This is a genomic window from Bradyrhizobium sp. UNPA324, assembly GCF_006658635.1.
In the GTDB taxonomy this organism is placed as follows: Bacteria; Pseudomonadota; Alphaproteobacteria; order Rhizobiales; family Xanthobacteraceae; genus Bradyrhizobium; species Bradyrhizobium nanningense.
Window position 1 is genome coordinate 3,566,966 of the sequence record NZ_LFJD01000004.1, and the last position, 13,351, is coordinate 3,580,316.

The following is a 13,351-nucleotide window of genomic DNA, read 5'->3' on the forward strand; positions in this document are numbered from 1 at the left end:
AGGTTTCGTAGGGTGGGTTAGCAGGCGGCGGCGCGAAGCGCTGTCCGCCGGCGTAACCCACCGCTTCGGTTTCCGCGGAGACGAACAGAGGTGGATTAAGCTTTCGGCATCCACCCTACGGCTCGTCTAGCCCTCGGGCCAACACATCAGGCTTCCTGAGCGGGCCACAAGGCTCTGGCAACGGGCGCTTGCGACTGTGAGCGCCCAAGCTTGGGATTCGTCGATCTTGTCCTGGAGATCAGCGAGCGCCTGCGCCTGCCAGTGCACCCTTTCGCGTCCGAGCGGCAAGGCTTCGGTCTCCGAAGCAATTCCGACAAAAGGCAAGATATCGGGATCGTCTTCGAGGCGTGCCGTGAATCTGCGCCTCGCAATTGTCCTGGCGCCTTGCACCGGGGATACGCTTCCAGAAAGTATGCCTTTCGCCATCTGGATAATAATCTGGCGAGCAGCAATAACCTCGGGTTGATTCCAACTCACGACGATCCCGGCATCACAAAATGATCCGGTATCTCTTCTACCACCAAAAGAAACGGGCACTGACGACGTCGGCAACTCAACGTCTTCAGCGCCCGCTCCTCGCGAAAATCTTGACTGCTTGAGGCTTACTCGTCCGCAGGCTCTTCGCCGTCGGCGTCGCGCTCGGGCGTGCCGGCCAGGATCTGCTCGGCGATCAGGCCGGAGTTCTGGCGGATCGCGGTCTCGATCTTGGCGGTGATGTCGGGGTTGGCCTTCAAAAACGCTTTCGAGTTCTCGCGGCCCTGGCCGAGACGCTGGCTGTCATAGGAGAACCAGGCGCCTGATTTCTCGACGATGCCGGCCTTGACGCCGAGATCGAGGATCTCGCCCATCTTGGAAACGCCCTCGCCGTACATGATGTCGAACTCGACCTGCTTGAACGGCGGCGCCAGCTTGTTCTTCACCACCTTGACGCGGGTGGTATTGCCGACCACTTCGTCGCGCTCCTTGATCGCACCGATGCGACGGATGTCGAGTCGGACGGAGGCATAGAACTTCAGCGCGTTGCCGCCGGTCGTGGTCTCAGGCGAGCCGTACATCACACCGATCTTCATGCGGATCTGGTTGATGAAGATCACCATGGTGTTGGACTTGTTGATCGAGGCCGTGAGCTTGCGCAGCGCCTGGCTCATCAGGCGGGCCTGGAGGCCCGGCAGCGCATCGCCCATCTCGCCCTCGAGCTCGGCCTTCGGCACCAACGCCGCAACCGAATCGATCACCAGCACGTCGACTGCGCCCGAGCGCACCAGCGTGTCGCAAATTTCCAGCGCCTGCTCGCCGGTATCAGGCTGGGAGATCAGGAGCTCGTCGATATTGACCCCGAGCTTGCGGGCATAGACCGGGTCGAGCGCGTGCTCGGCGTCGATGAAGGCGCAGATGCCGCCCTTCTTCTGCGCTTCCGCCACCGTGTGCAGCGCCAAGGTCGTCTTGCCCGAGGATTCCGGCCCGTAGATCTCGACGATACGCCCCTTGGGCAGGCCGCCGATGCCGAGCGCGATATCGAGCCCGAGGGACCCGGACGAGACCGCCTCAACATCCATCGAGCGATCGTTCTTGCCGAGCTTCATCACCGAGCCCTTGCCGAACTGGCGCTCGATCTGGGAGAGCGCGGCGGCCAGAGCTTTACTCTTGTCCATGGAAGATCCTTCGACGATACGCAGGGCAGTGGCGGACATTGGGTCGTGCTCCTTATGGCGAGGATTCGCGTGAGGGACAAACGGTTGCGAGGCGGCGCGGCGATAAAAGCAATGTACCCTATTTGTTCTAGGTTCGCAATATGTTCTTTTGGAAATGCGGCGGCTGTCCGTATTTCGGCCCCTAGTCCCCCCAAGGTTTAATTCGGAATGTCCTAATTCTCGGCGGGGCTCTCCGCGAGCAAACAGCCCCCGCAATGATGATCCCACATTCTGACCGGGACGAAGGTTCCGCGTGCCCCCGTTGGCTGCCCTATCCACTTCGACCTTCAATCCAACCGGCTCGACCCTGCGCGCTGTGCGCACAATTGAACAGACGCCGTTCCGTTTTTGGATCCTAATCCATCATCACCCGCGAGGGACCGCGGCAGCAACCGGTGATGAGAACGCCGATTGCGCGCCCGCCTTTCTCGCACGGACAAGAGCGTGCCATGCTCAAGCGGCGACGGTTCAAGCAACAACTGACCCTTCAAGACCGGCTCTCCGCATGGGTGAAGCAGGTCAAGGAGGACGCCGCCAGGCTGCCTCCCGGCCCCGAGCGGGACGCCCTTCTCAAGAAGGCGCGCCAGGCCGAGTTGGCAAATCATCTTCAGGACTGGGTCAAATCCGCCGGGCTGCAACCGCCGAAATAGCAGCACGGCCGCAACATCCCTCCCCGGCCGCGCTGACGCGCATCGAAGACGCATGGTCTGGTCGTCGTAATTCCGCAATCGTGCGGCATCGAACCTTTTCGCGGTCTCGGGCCTTCTCCAGGATGAGACCGCAACTCTGGGGATCTCACATGACGGATAACAAGCACCGCGAAACGATCAGGCGCAAACCCCTGCTGGAGGCGGCGCATGAGGAGATGATGAAGTTCGAGCGCAAGGAAAACGAGTTCCGCAAGAAGGACCGCGAAGAGCGCGCCAGCGAGCTCCATCTGCCTCTGAACGAAATCAAGATCCACTAAAGGTCGGCAGGGGGCCGGCCGACAACGACGCGCCGGCCGACGGCACTTCAGCAGCCGGCGCGGTCGACTGATCCGCAAGGGCGTGTCACCGCACAGCGGGACGACGTGCCTGCCCACCACAGCCGGTCGCGCATGATGACGGTATCTAAACACCACAATTAAGCTACTGGAAGAACGCCAGAATTTCCATGCGACCTACTGTGCATGGGGTTGTTTTCCAGTTTTGAGATTGGCGCATTGCCCGTGTCCGCGATCATCGCGGGGCACGGCTGCCACCCGCGCGCCGGTCCTATAGCAGCGCCAGCAGCACGAGGCCGATCACCAGCACCACGAAGCCAGCCGCTGTCGCGGCGGCAAATGACCGCTCTACGTTATCCATGATGCCACCCCGTTGTCGGCGTGCCACGTTTCCCCCATGGCTGCGCCGAACGGTATGAAATCTTGCTGACCTGTGTGTCCGCAGTTGTGCCAACGGATGTCGAAATTGGGACGGGTGCGGGGTCAGTCTGCGGCCTCGGCCATCGGGCCCGGAAACCTGCCGCCTGTCAGGCTGCCGTAAGCGGAGCCGGCTAGGATGATGCGGCTATGGTGTTGCAGCCCAGCACCTCAGCCTCCAACGACTTGCTGCCCCGCTTGGCTCTCCCCAGGCGGGGCTTTTTCATGCTGGCTGCCGGCTCGCGGATCCCTCTCCTCCCGGGTCAGACGCAGCGCGAAGGCGCGGATTGCGGGCGCGGCCAGGAGCACGATTGGCAGCATCGCGGCCCAGGCGATCAGCCACGACGTCATCCAGTGACCGACGAAGATCATCGCGCTGGCCGCGGGGAAGCTGGCGATCCCCGCCGCGATCAGCGAGGTCAGTCCGGACTGGATGATTCCGAAGACGAAATGACTGTAATGGCGGGGAATGCCGAGCATGACGGGCCCATGTTGCTTGCCGTCATGAGATCAAGCAAGGCGTATGCCGGCGGAACCGCCCCTCTACGCGAATCGCCTTGGGGACGTGTTCTGACCATGCGCGAACACAACCGGACGCAGCTCAGGAACTCTGTTCATGGTCGGAGAACCACGGGGCAACTGACAGCTCACGAACAGAATTTTCCTTGTCCCGGGAATATGATGGCAGCCAATTTGTTTGCCATCTTGGAAGTGAATCGTGGGAGGTCACCATGAATCACAGGGGCATCGAGTTCACCGTCGCCAAGACGGCGATTCCCGGAATCTGGCAATGGCAGTTCCGCATCGGCGAGCAAATCAAGACGGGCAAGACCGAGACGAAAATCGATCTGCTGGCGATCCGGCGCGTGCAGCTGCGGATCGATCGGGAGCTGAAGAGATCGGCCGGGCGACGGCCTGAACCGGCCAAATGAAGGGCCGATGATGGCGCGGGTGGCGTGCGCACAGCACCGCCGCAGCGGGCAGCCCCCTACGGCGACATCATCCGTAGCCGCCCGGAATTGATCTGACGCTGGTTTGGGATTGGACTGCGCGCGCCCGTGGCCTTGGGGGCGAGGTCATCACGCGCGATCGGTACCCGCCATGCCGCTCTATTTCTTTCGTATCCGGAATGGCCGTTATTCCGGCTGCGCCGACCAGGCGACGGAATTTGCCGATCGCGATTCGGCCTGGAAAGAGATGACCAGCGTCTGCGCCGACATGACCGCCGGCATTGCCCGCAAGCTCCAGCAAAATTCCGAATGGCAGATGGAGCTGCTGGACGAGGTCAAGGAGCCCGTGTTCCGGATCCGCATCGTCGCCGAAACCCTCGACTAGCAAGAGCCCCTCAAGCAGGCCAAACCCTAGTCCGCGCTCGGCAGCCGCCGCATGGTGAATTCGATGTCGCCGCCGGGCAGTTCGCGCCAAGTCTCGACCGCGCTCATATAGCCGGCCTTGGGATAGCGGGCGAAGAAGGCCTGCGCCCGTTCCCGCGCCGCCGCGCGCGGCAGCGTGAAGGTCTCGCGCAGATAGCCGTCGCCGACCGTTTGGCCGGGCTTGCCGGCCGCCTTGCGCCGGCGCGCCATCCGCTCGGCGAGGTCCCGCGGACGATCGGCCATGTCCTGCCTCCTCTACGCACTACGCTCAGGGACAAATGTAGGGCGCCGGCCGGCTGAAGAGGAGTCCCGTCCGAAGGCTTGTGCCGCCCCGAACGGAGCAGCCGTCAGTTGGCGGCGGTGCCGCTCTTGGACTTCTTCGGCCCGCTGGTTGCGGCCGATGCCTTCGGCGCCGCCGGCTGCTTCGGCGGATCGGAGCGCATGCCGCCCCAGGGATCGTTGGAAACCTTGGAATCCGGAATCTTCTTCAGCGTTTCCTTGTAGGCCTTGTCACGCTCGGCTTCGGCCGCCTTCTCCTCCGGCGTCTTGCTCGGGGCATCCTGCAGCAAATTGAGATTGGGCATTTGCGCGTAGGCAGGTCCCGCCAGCACGGCCAGCACCACCGCCGCCATACGGAAAAGCTTCATCGTCTACTCCTTGATCATCCGTGAGGCACGGATCGCCCGTGCCGTGTCGCCCTCGTCGCCGCCGGCCGGGGCCGGGACCCGCTAGAGCCGATCCGATCGGCACGATTTGGGCCCATGCAGCCAGTCGTCCCAGATCGGACCGCACCTGGTGCACCCGCTCAGCGCGAGGCCGAGTGCAACCATACCAAAGACGAGGACACACCGACGCAACATCATCCACCCGTTCCCAAGCGAGCCATCATACCGGGCCAAGTCAGGCATTTTCAAGCCGACGGGACCGCCCCGAGACCGGGTGACTTTGCCGGGCCGATGCGCGCACAATGCGGCGAAACATCCGGCAATCCAGGAGAGTGCGACAGCAATGCAAATGCAGCCAGAAGCCGAATTCGGCCTCCCCGACGCCAGACGCATCCTCGGCGAGGTTTTTGCGCCCTGGGTCCAGGATCTCAACCTCGCGGTCGAGCGCCTCGAGCACGCGCAGCCGGCGGATGTACCGGACTGGCAGCCGGGGGCGATCCTGCGCATGCCGTTTTCGGAGCGGCTGTGCCGGAACGGCGGCGTGGTCTGCGGCCAGGCCCTGATGGCGCTCGCCGACACCGCGATGGTGATCGCGAACCTCGCGGCCAATCGCGGCTACCGCCCGATGACCACGGTCGATCAGACCACGCATTTCATGCGCGCGGTGTCCTCGTCGGACGTGCTGGCGGACGCGCGCGTGGTGCGGCTCGGGCGCACCATGAGCTTTGGCCGCGTCACGCTGCTCTCGGCGACCGACAACAAGCCGGTCGCGATGGTGTCCAGCGCATTCGCGATGTTGCCGGGCTGACCTTAAGAAACGAGAGCCGCGTGAGCGCAAAGCGCACCGCGGCTCTCCATCACGATCGCGTCGAAGCAGACCAAAACGCGATTGCAGTCACGCGTCGGTCAAATTACTTGCCGAGCACTTCGTCGGCCGCGGTGACGATGCTGGATGTCGGATTCTTTCCACAATAGGCACCGAATTTCTTGGCGTTCTCGATGAACACGTCGGTGTCGATGATCGCGTTGTCCTCGTCGCCCTTGTACCAGCCGTCCATCCAGGTCAGCACGACCTGGATGTTGTCTTCGCCGCTCTCGAGGAACTGCTTGCAGCTCATGGTCGAAAGGTCCCATTTGACGGCGTGGGCAGGCATCGACGACAGCGAGAGCGCTGCGGCGAACAGAAGCGAAAGCGTGGTCTTCATCGGAATCTCCATCGGCGCCGTAACGCCATAAAAGTAAGGCTTGCGGGAAAATCGTCGGAGAAACTCTCCGCTCGAACATCGTAAACGAAGTCTGAATCGCCGTGCGAGCAGCGGCGGCATTGAGTTCAGTTCAACGTAATTTTTATGCATTACTCCACAATCATCGTGATGGATCGACGCGAATGATCGAGAAGCGTACAGCGCAGCGTCACCGTGTTTTCAAGGGTGGAACGATCACCTTCGAAAACAACGGCATCGCCTGCACGGTGCGCAACATGTCGGAAGGCGGCGCGGCGATCGACCTCGACGCTCCCGTCACGTTGCCGCAATCGTTCACGCTCTCGATCGCGCGCGACGACTTCGTGCGGAAGTGTCGCACAGTTTGGCGCAGTGACAAGCGCGTCGGCCTCGCCTTCGTGCAATAGCGCGCGCGATGTGAACGAGCGTTCGCATCGCATCCACAATACGATGATGATTGCGCGACACGACGACGCCAACGCCATCGCAGGCTTGCGATCACGCGCGCGGCGATCGCGGACGCCTCGTCGGCGATCCCGTAAGTGAGGCCGCGGCAAACGTAACGATTCGCGGGACGAAGATTGGCGCCGCGAGATCGCCGGTGCGAAATTGGAGGACCCGGGCCGGAGCGCGCCTGCCCTATTTCAGCTTCTTGGCCGGTTCGCTCGGGCGGGCCCCGCCCCATGGGTCGTACTTGTCCTTGGGCTCAGGAATGCGCTCGAGCGCAGCTTTGTAGGCTTTCTCGTCGACCTTGGGCTTGTTGTCCGCAGGCTTGGCCGCGTCCTGGGGCGGGCGCCGGCCCTGCGCCTGGGCCGAGGCGGCCGTCAGTGCCAGCACGGCGGCCGCGATGGCCAAAATCCTCATTGATGCAATCCCCTTTGTCTGGGGTACAAACTAGCCTGCAATCGCGGGATAGCAAATGCCGCGGGTCCAAGGCCCAGTTCGAGGCCTCAGCAAATCTTGATCGGCAAGGACTTCGCCGGACCGCATTCGTGCCTATCTGTTGGCCCGCAGGGGACTTTCACGGATGTTACGAATTGTTGCTCATGCGGCGCTGCTCGCCGGCGCGCTCGCGCTCGGTGCCTGCGGCTTTGCCGACAGCCGCGCGCCTGTGCCTGAGTTCATGCGCATGAAGGAGGCCGAGCAACCGCTGCCCGAAGCGCCTCCCGACGTCAAGCGTTTGGTGCGCGAGCAGATCGATGTCGTTTTCCTCACGACCTCCTATCCGCGCGAGGTGCGCGTCGCCCCGCCCCATCGCGAGGTGCGAGGACCGGGCTGGACCGCTTGCGTCCGCGCGCAGCTCACCTCCGCGACCGGCACCTCGCTCGGCGCCCAGACCTACATCGTGACGATCGCCGGCGGGAAGGTCATCGACCGCCGGCGCGCGGAAGCCGACGACATTTGCGGGACCGAGGCGTACGAGCCGATCTAGATCTCCATCGCGGAACGAAGCCACAGTCCCTTCGGTCGTTTTCGGACCTGGCCATCGGATCAAGCTGGCCCTGCGATACCGCATGGCGGGCTTACGGCCACTTTGCTCGACCGCTGCATGGGGCTGGCGATCCAGTCGACGCTCGACAAGGGGATCGGCCAGACCACGCTCGAGTTCAAGATTTCGCTGCTGCGGCCGATCACGCCGGAGACCGGCCCGATCACGGCCGAGGGCAAGATCCTGAATTGCGGCCGTCGCATTGGAACTGCCGAAGGTCGCGTGACGGATGCCAAGGGCCGATTGCTCGCCCATGGCACCACCACGTGCCTCATCTTCACGACCTGGTTAAGAGGAACAAGCACAAGAGGAACAAATCGCGGCAAGGAGCCGGTTCCGGGAAAAACGAGCATCGCGGCCGGGAACGATCGCCGCCTCCCCTTCTTGTTACCGCCGAGGGCAGTTTCGAGGAGGACATGATGAGGACATTCACGATTGCGCTGCTGGCAGGCGTCGGCGCACTGGCTGCCGCAACGGGCGCCAAGGCTGCGGATATCTATACGACCAGCGAATACATGAACCCTGATCTCGTTCAGGAAGTTCGGCTCGTCTGCGACGATGCCGGCAATTGCTATCGCACCCGCAGCGGTGCGCGCGTGATCGTGCGCGACTCCTACGCCAGGATGCCTCGCGAGCGCTATTACGAGCGTCGCACCTATCGCGACTGGGACGACGGTCCGCGTGCCGGCGTCGGCATCCGTGCTCCCGGCGTCAGCGTGGGCGTCGGTGTCGGCGACGACCGCTGGTAGTTGATGAAGCCGATAGGCTGGACCGGTCGAGGCGACTCGTCCGGTCCCGGCCGCGTGTCAGCATGCCGGACAGGGGGAAATCAGGCGACAACCGATTGCCGCTGAAACTGCTCGTAGGCCGCAATCGCATCGGCGGCGTACATCAGCGACGGCCCGCCGCCCATGTAGACGGCCATGCCTAGCGTTTCCTCGATCTCCTCGCGGCTCGCACCGAGCTTGACGAGCGCCTCGGCGTGAAAGCCGATGCAGCCGTCACAATGCGCGGCGACGCCGAGCGCCAGCGCCATCAGTTCCTTGGTCTTCTTGTCCAGCGCGCCGTCACGCGTCGCGGCCTGGGCGAGGGCGGAAAATCCCTTCAAGGTATCGGGAATGTCGCTCCGCAGCTTCTTCAGGTTGGCCGAGATGTTCCTGGTGATGTCGACGTAGTTCTTGTCCATCGGATCCTCGTTAGCTGGATTTGGCTGTGGTCGGAGCCGCCTCGCGCGGAGCGCGCAGGGCGATATAGATCGCGGGAATCACCAGCACGGTGAGCAGCGTCGACGAGGCAAGCCCGAACAGCAGCGAGATCGCCAATCCCTGGAAGATCGGATCGAGCAGGATGGTCGCAGCTCCGATCATGGCCGCAAGCGCGGTGAGCAGGATCGGCTTGAAGCGGACCGCGCCGGCCTCCAGCACCACCTCGCGAAGCGATTTGCCGTCCCCCCCGCTGTGCCTGATGAAATCGACCAGCAGGATCGAGTTGCGCACGATGATGCCGGCGAGCGCGATGAAGCCGATCATCGAGGTCGCGGTGAACGGCGCACCCAGCAGCCAGTGCCCGATCAGGATGCCGATCAGCGTCAGCGGAATCGGCGTCAGGATGACCAGCGGCAGACGGAAGCTCCTGAACTGGGCGACGACCAGCACGTAGATGCCGAGGATGGCTGCACCGAAGGCGGCGCCCATGTCGCGGAAGGTCACCCAGGTGATCTCCCATTCGCCGTCCCACAGCAGCGTGGGACGCGACTCGTCCGATGGCTGGCCGTGCAGGCTGATCACAGGCTTCGGCAGCTTGCCCCAGTCATGGGCATCCACACGATCGGCAACCGCGAGCATGCCGTAAAGCGGCGCCTCGAAGCGCCCGGCGAGCTCGGCCATCACCATGTCGGCGAAGCGGCCGTCGCGGCGGAAGATCGTCGGCGAGCCCTCCTCCATGGCCGCCTTCACGACCTGACCGAGCTCGACCACCGTCTTGCTGCCGGGCAAGGTGTTGGCCGGCACCGGCGTCGAGGCCAGCGCCTCGTCCCAGACCAGATCGCGCTTTCCGAGATGCACCGCGATCTCGATCGGGTTGCGGTCCTCGCCGCGATGCGAATAGCCGATCGAGATGCCGCCGAACAGCGCCTGGATGGTGTCGTAGACGTCGCGCTGCTCGACGCCGAAGAATTCGAGCCGGTCCTGGTCGATCGAGAGCCGCAGCCGTGGCCGCTTCTCGCCGATGGAATCGTCGATATCGACGATGAACGGCACCTCCGCGAAAACCTTCTTGAGCTCGGCCGTGACCGCACGGCGCGTGGTCGCATCGGGACCGTAGACCTCCGCGAGCAGCGTCGAAAGCACCGGGGGCCCGGGCGGCACTTCGACCACCTTGATGCTGGTACCCCCTGGCGGATCAAGCGCCTTCAGCTTCTCGCGCAGCTCGAGCGCGATCTCGTGACTCGCGCGCTTGCGCTCGCCGCGTGCGGCCAGGTTGACTTGCAGCTCGCCCAGCTCCGGCCTCTGGCGCAAGTAATAATGACGCACGAGACCATTGAAATTGAAGGGTGCCGGCGTGCCGGCATAGGATTGCAGCGAGGTGACCTCCGGTAGTTGCCGCGCGATCTCGGCCGCACCGAACAGCGTGCGCTCGGTCGCCTCCAGGCTTGCTCCTTCCGGCAGGTCGACGACCACGGCGATCTCGGACTTGTTGTCGAACGGCAGAAGCTTGACCGTCACCGACTTGGTCGCAAACAGCGTCATCGACAGCAGCGTTGCGATGCCGACACCGAGCAGGAAGATCCAGGCCGACCGCTTGCTCCGCACGATCGGCGCGGCGAAGCGCCGATAGAGCCGGCCGAGCCGGCCTTCATCGTGCTCCCCATGCGCTGAGGCAACATCGCCGCTCGGCGCGAGCTTGAGCATCAGCCAGGGCGCGACCACCATCGCGACGAAGAACGAGAACAGCATGGCGGCCGACGCGTTGGCCGGGATCGGCGCCATATAGGGGCCCATCAGGCCCGACACGAACAGCATCGGCAACAGCGCGGCGACCACGGTCAACGTCGCGACGATGGTGGGGTTGCCGACCTCCGCCACCGCCTCGATGGTGGCCTGCAGTCGCGGCCGGCCGTCGCGCATGCCCCAGTGCCGCGCGATGTTCTCGACCACGACGATGGCGTCGTCGACGAGAATGCCGATGGAGAAGATCAGTGCGAACAGGCTGACGCGGTTGATGGTGTAGCCCATCAGGTTAGCGGCGAACATGGTGAGCAGGATCGTGGTGGGAATCACGACGAAGGTCACCAGCGCTTCGCGCCAGCCGATCGCGATCGCAATCAGGACGACGATTGACACGGTCGCAAGACCGAGATGGAACAGCAGCTCGTTGGCCTTCTCGTTGGCGGTCTCGCCATAGTCGCGCGTCACCGTCACCTGGACATCTCCAGGGATCAGGCGCGACTTCAATCCTTCGAGGCGCTCCGCGATATTCTCGGACACGACGACCGCGTTGGCACCGGCCCGCTTGGCCAACGCCAGGCTGACGGCTGGCGTCCGCGCCCACTGCCCGGCGGCGTCGCGCGAATCCGTCCAGACCCGATGCTCGATGGTGCTCGGACCGACCACGACAGAGGCGACGTCCTTGACGTAGACCGGCCGGCCGTCGCGGCTCGTGATCAGCAGCAATCCGATGTCGGGAATGCCGGACAGCGTCTGCCCCGCCGCGACGCTGCGCACGATGCCGGCATCGCGAACCTGCCCAGCCAGGAACGAGCGGTTGGCGTCCTTGACTTTGGCCACGAGCTGCTGAAGCGTGACGCCGAACAGCGACAGCTTCTCCGGATCGGGCTCGACCCGGATCTGTTGCGCCGCGCCACCGGATATGTAGGTTAGACCGACGTCGTCGACCTTCATCAGCTCCGCGCGCAGCTTGTCGGCGAGCTCAAAGAAGTCCTTGTCGGTCCAGCGGCTGGCGGCCTCGGGCTTCGGGGACAATGTCAACACCGTCACCGCAACGTCATTGATACCCCGCCCGACGATCAGCGGCTCTGGAATGCCGACGGGAATGCGGTCGAGGTTGGCGCGGATCTTCTCGTGCACCCGCAGGATGGCATCTTCGAACTTGGTGCCGACCAGGAAACGCGCGGTGACCATGACGCGGTCGTCTTCGGTCTGGCTGTAGACATGCTCGACGCCGTCGATGCCCTTGACGATCGATTCCAGCGGTTTGCTCACCAGCTCCACCGCGTCCGGCCCGCGCAGGCCGTCGGCATTGACGCGGATATCGACCATGGGAACGCTGATCTGCGGTTCCTCTTCGCGTGGGATCACCACGACGGCGATCAGCCCCACGACGAGGGCCCCGAGCAGGAACAGCGGCGTCAGCGGCGATGCGATGGTCGACCGGGTCAACCGTCCTGACAGACCGAGATTCACGGCCGCACCAATTGGTCACCGGCCCGGATGCCCGACAGGATTTCGAGGCCGTCGGGAAGCGAAGGCATCGGCATGTCGCGACCGCGCTGCACCGGCACGTCGATCGTCTCGTCGCCTTTCCGGAGCTGGACGTAGTCGATGCCGAATCGGGTCGTCACATAGTTCGAAGGGACGACGAAGGCTGTTCGCGTTCCGCCGGCGACCCAGACCCGCAAGCGGTCGCCGACGAAATATTCGCCGAGCCCCTCCACGGTCGCATCCGCAATGACGCGACCCTCCTCGATCTGCGGATAGACGAGGTCGATCACGCCCGACTTGGCGGCTTCGCCGGCGAACTCCGCGCCGTCGATGCGAATCTTGTCCCCCGCCTTGAGGAAGCGTGCATGCCGCTCCGGCACGCGAAGCCGCAGTTTGAAATTCTGCTGGGCGACGGTGACGATCGGATCGCCCGCCAGCACCACGGATCCCACCGTGATGAGCTTCTTCAGCACGCGACCATCCGCCGGCGCGAGCACCTGCCCCTGGTTGAGCTGCTCGTTGATCACCGCACGTTCGGCGGTTTTGGCTCGCAGGCCGTTCTCGGCGACGTTGAGCGCGGTGCGCTGCTCGTCGAGCTTGATCCGTGGCAGGATACCGCGCTCGACCAGACCTTCGGTCCGGGTGAAGTCGAGCTGGGCCTGGTTCGCCTGCGCCTGCAGCGCCTCGATCTGCGCATCGAGCGATTTCATCTGCAGCACGAGCTTGTCGTCGCCAATGGTCGCGATCGCCTGGCCGGCGGCAACGCGATCCCCTTCCCTGACCTTGAGCTGGGCCACCGTGCCGCCGATACGTCCGCGCGCCGGAACCACGCTGATACTCTCGACAGTGGCGAATACGGCCTTTTCGTCCGTGATCGGTTGCGGCGTGACGACGAGTGTCTCGGCCGCCGTCACCGGTGTTCCAGACAGGCCGATTGCCGCGAAGACGGCCAATAAGCCCAAATATCTCGCCATACATCGCATGGAACGATTCCGTGTCATGATCAAACCATCACCACGCTGCTGCGCGGCTCATTTCATCTGCATCGGAATGGGGCGCGTTGATCTTG

The 13,351-nt window shown here is 63.9% G+C and carries 18 protein-coding genes and 1 pseudogene; 9 read left to right on the forward strand and 10 right to left on the reverse strand.

The annotated features are described in order from the left end of the window. Positions 1 to 126 precede the first annotated feature (126 nt). A complete protein-coding gene (locus tag UNPA324_RS17260) occupies positions 127 to 552 on the reverse strand; it encodes a hypothetical protein (RefSeq protein ID WP_141935190.1) in 426 nt (141 codons plus the stop codon). 50 nt (positions 553 to 602) lie between these two features. Continuing rightward, positions 603 to 1,691: a recombinase RecA gene (gene recA / locus UNPA324_RS17265; protein ID WP_128920799.1), complete on the reverse strand. Its 1,089-nt coding sequence runs from the start codon at positions 1,689 to 1,691 to the stop codon at positions 603 to 605. Positions 1,692 to 2,140: 449 nt separating this feature from the next. Between recA and UNPA324_RS17270 the strand changes: the two genes are divergently transcribed. Together UNPA324_RS17270 and UNPA324_RS35180 are read left to right on the forward strand one after the other, a co-directional pair. Further along, a complete protein-coding gene (locus UNPA324_RS17270; RefSeq protein WP_128920798.1) occupies positions 2,141 to 2,341 on the forward strand; it encodes a hypothetical protein in 201 nt (66 codons plus the stop codon). Positions 2,342 to 2,490: 149 nt separating this feature from the next. After that, a complete protein-coding gene (locus tag UNPA324_RS35180; RefSeq protein WP_164936426.1) occupies positions 2,491 to 2,658 on the forward strand; it encodes a hypothetical protein in 168 nt (55 codons plus the stop codon). A 606-nt stretch (positions 2,659 to 3,264) separates the two neighbouring features. Here the strand turns inward: UNPA324_RS35180 and UNPA324_RS17275 are convergent. Beyond that, positions 3,265 to 3,573 carry a DUF2798 domain-containing protein gene (locus UNPA324_RS17275; protein WP_128920797.1) on the reverse strand — a complete coding sequence of 103 codons (309 nt, stop codon included), beginning with the start codon at positions 3,571 to 3,573 and terminating at the stop codon, positions 3,265 to 3,267. Between the two features lie 185 nt (positions 3,574 to 3,758). Here UNPA324_RS17275 and UNPA324_RS17280 point away from each other — a divergent pair, with 185 nt between their 5' ends. Beyond that, positions 3,759 to 4,025 (forward strand): hypothetical protein, encoded by a 267-nt coding sequence (locus UNPA324_RS17280; protein WP_430641893.1) that lies wholly within the window; start codon positions 3,759 to 3,761, stop codon positions 4,023 to 4,025. A 169-nt stretch (positions 4,026 to 4,194) separates the two neighbouring features. Further along, positions 4,195 to 4,428, forward strand: a complete 234-nt coding sequence (locus UNPA324_RS17285; RefSeq protein WP_128920796.1) for a DUF6894 family protein — start codon at positions 4,195 to 4,197, stop codon at positions 4,426 to 4,428. 26 nt (positions 4,429 to 4,454) lie between these two features. Here UNPA324_RS17285 and UNPA324_RS17290 read toward each other — a convergent pair whose 3' ends face one another. Next, entirely contained in the window at positions 4,455 to 4,709 is a 255-nt protein-coding gene (locus tag UNPA324_RS17290) for a hypothetical protein (protein ID WP_128920795.1), read from the reverse strand. A gap of 104 nt (positions 4,710 to 4,813) precedes the next feature. Continuing rightward, complete coding sequence (locus UNPA324_RS17295) at positions 4,814 to 5,113, reverse strand: hypothetical protein (protein ID WP_128920794.1); 300 nt, start codon at positions 5,111 to 5,113, stop codon at positions 4,814 to 4,816. A gap of 361 nt (positions 5,114 to 5,474) precedes the next feature. Between UNPA324_RS17295 and UNPA324_RS17305 the strand changes: the two genes are divergently transcribed. Continuing rightward, complete coding sequence (locus tag UNPA324_RS17305) at positions 5,475 to 5,939, forward strand: PaaI family thioesterase (RefSeq protein ID WP_141935191.1); 465 nt, start codon at positions 5,475 to 5,477, stop codon at positions 5,937 to 5,939. Positions 5,940 to 6,042: 103 nt separating this feature from the next. Here the strand turns inward: UNPA324_RS17305 and UNPA324_RS17310 are convergent, their stop codons facing one another. Beyond that, a complete protein-coding gene (locus UNPA324_RS17310; RefSeq protein WP_164936425.1) occupies positions 6,043 to 6,336 on the reverse strand; it encodes an HdeA family protein in 294 nt (97 codons plus the stop codon). 182 nt (positions 6,337 to 6,518) lie between these two features. Between UNPA324_RS17310 and UNPA324_RS17315 the strand changes: the two genes are divergently transcribed. Beyond that, on the forward strand, positions 6,519 to 6,761 hold the full coding sequence (locus UNPA324_RS17315) for a PilZ domain-containing protein (protein ID WP_164936424.1): 243 nt from the start codon (positions 6,519 to 6,521) through the stop codon (positions 6,759 to 6,761). A gap of 232 nt (positions 6,762 to 6,993) precedes the next feature. On the opposite strand, the gene UNPA324_RS17320 is transcribed toward UNPA324_RS17315, so the two are convergent. Then, on the reverse strand, positions 6,994 to 7,218 hold the full coding sequence (locus tag UNPA324_RS17320; RefSeq protein WP_128920790.1) for a hypothetical protein: 225 nt from the start codon (positions 7,216 to 7,218) through the stop codon (positions 6,994 to 6,996). Between the two features lie 163 nt (positions 7,219 to 7,381). Between UNPA324_RS17320 and UNPA324_RS17325 the strand changes: the two genes are divergently transcribed. The 3 genes and pseudogenes from UNPA324_RS17325 to UNPA324_RS17335 all read left to right on the forward strand — a co-directional run bounded on the left by UNPA324_RS17325 (position 7,382) and on the right by UNPA324_RS17335 (position 8,592). Beyond that, complete coding sequence (locus UNPA324_RS17325; protein ID WP_128920789.1) at positions 7,382 to 7,786, forward strand: hypothetical protein; 405 nt, start codon at positions 7,382 to 7,384, stop codon at positions 7,784 to 7,786. A gap of 81 nt (positions 7,787 to 7,867) precedes the next feature. Further along, positions 7,868 to 8,122 (forward strand): annotated as a pseudogene (locus UNPA324_RS35735) (PaaI family thioesterase); the annotation flags it as partial. 137 nt (positions 8,123 to 8,259) lie between these two features. Beyond that, positions 8,260 to 8,592: a hypothetical protein gene (locus UNPA324_RS17335; RefSeq protein WP_128920788.1), complete on the forward strand. Its 333-nt coding sequence runs from the start codon at positions 8,260 to 8,262 to the stop codon at positions 8,590 to 8,592. Between the two features lie 80 nt (positions 8,593 to 8,672). Here the strand turns inward: UNPA324_RS17335 and UNPA324_RS17340 are convergent, their stop codons facing one another. Genes UNPA324_RS17340 through UNPA324_RS17350 form a run of 3 tightly spaced genes read right to left on the reverse strand, consistent with a single transcriptional unit; the run spans position 8,673 to position 13,256 of the window. Further along, on the reverse strand, positions 8,673 to 9,029 hold the full coding sequence (locus UNPA324_RS17340; RefSeq protein ID WP_141935192.1) for a carboxymuconolactone decarboxylase family protein: 357 nt from the start codon (positions 9,027 to 9,029) through the stop codon (positions 8,673 to 8,675). Between the two features lie 10 nt (positions 9,030 to 9,039). After that, positions 9,040 to 12,264 carry an efflux RND transporter permease subunit gene (locus UNPA324_RS17345; RefSeq protein ID WP_128920786.1) on the reverse strand — a complete coding sequence of 1,075 codons (3,225 nt, stop codon included), beginning with the start codon at positions 12,262 to 12,264 and terminating at the stop codon, positions 9,040 to 9,042. Then, a complete protein-coding gene (locus UNPA324_RS17350) occupies positions 12,261 to 13,256 on the reverse strand; it encodes an efflux RND transporter periplasmic adaptor subunit (protein WP_430641892.1) in 996 nt (331 codons plus the stop codon). Before UNPA324_RS17350 ends, UNPA324_RS17345 begins: the two co-directional genes overlap by 4 nt. Between the last annotated feature and the right edge of the window lie 95 nt (positions 13,257 to 13,351).